1 protein-coding gene is annotated in these 1438 nt (G+C 69.0%); it reads left to right on the plus strand.

The annotated features are described in order from the left end of the window. Positions 1-156: 156 nt before the first annotated feature. Positions 157-1365, plus strand: coding sequence for an ISAs1 family transposase (locus AC07CM_RS50965; protein WP_478883371.1), 1209 nt, complete (start codon positions 157-159; stop codon positions 1363-1365). The last annotated feature ends 73 nt before the right edge of the window (positions 1366-1438 follow it).

The raw sequence follows: 1438 nt of genomic DNA on the forward strand, positions 1-1438 counted from the left end.
GGACCAGGGCTCCGTCGTTCTCGCGGTTGGGCCGGTTGATGGGTGATCAGGTGGCTTTTTGCGGGGCTGGTGGGTTGCCCCGGGCCGAATGCGGAGGCAGGCACGACCTCCGGTGATCATGAGGTGTCGAGTCCCTGATCACCACAACGGAAGACCGTGCCTGCCTCCACATTTTCGCCGATCCCCGCGTCTCTGGTCCAGCTCGGCTCCGCTGACACTGTCAGGGAACCGGACATACCCTCCCTGCTCCGGCACCTCGAGCGGGTACCCGACCCGAGGATCCGGCGCGGACGCCGTCACCCGCTCACCTACGCCCTCGCCCTGGCGGCCTGTGCGATCCTTGCCGGCGCCCGTTCCCTGACCGCAATCGCCGAGTGGGCCGCCGACCTGCCCCGCGATCTGCTCGCCCGCACCGGGGCCCGTGTCCTCGACCCCGATCCCGGCCTTGCCTGCCGGGCGCCGTCCGAGGCCACCTTCCGCCGGATTCTCCAACGCCTCGACGGCGACGCCCTCGACACCGCCATCAGCTCCTACCTGCGCGAACGCGCCCACCAGCAGACGGAGTCGGACAGGCAGCCAAAAGAGAAGGAGCTGGTCCAGGTCGCCGTCGACGGCAAGACGCTGCGGGGCGCCGTCCGTCCCGACGGCAGGCAGGTCCATCTGGTCTCCGCCTTCCGCATGGACGGAGTCGTCCTCGCCCAGCGCGAAGTGCCGTCGAAGACGAACGAAATCACCGCGTTCAAGCCCCTCCTCGCGCCCCTCGACCTCGGAGATCACGTGATCACATTCGATGCCCTGCTCACCCAGACCGATCTGGCCCGTTTCCTCGTCGAGGAGAAGAATGCCCACTACATCGCGGTGCTCAAGGCGAACCACCCTGGCCTGCACCAGCTGGTCAAGCAGCTGCCCTGGCGCGACGTCCCACTCGGTCACCGCAGCCGGGACGCCTCCCGGGGCCGCGACGAAATCCGCCGGATCAAGGCCGCCACCGTGTACCGGCTGCCGTTCCCGCACGCGGCGCAGGCACTGCAGATCGTCCGCCGCACCGTCCGGGACGGGAAGACCACCATCGACCGCGCCTACGCGCTGACCAGCCTGGACACCCTCCACGAGCAGGCCGCGGAGCTCGCGGCATTCGTAAGGCGGCACTGGTGGATCGAGAACAAAGAGCACCATGTCCGCGATGTGACGTTCGGGGAGGACGCCTCCCGCGTCCGCACCGGCACCGCACCCCGCGCCCTGGCCGGCCTCCGCAACCTCGCCCTCGGCACCCTCCGCCTCGACGGCTGGACCAACATCGCCAAAGGCCTCCGCCACCACAGCCGCAGCCTCGACCGGCCACTCACTGCACTGGGCATCGACTGACACAACCCCATCAGCCAGGCAACCCTGACATCACGCCGCAACGGAACCGATCACGAGAACGACGCGACCCTGG

The organism is Streptomyces sp. NPDC044061, from assembly GCF_056434305.1.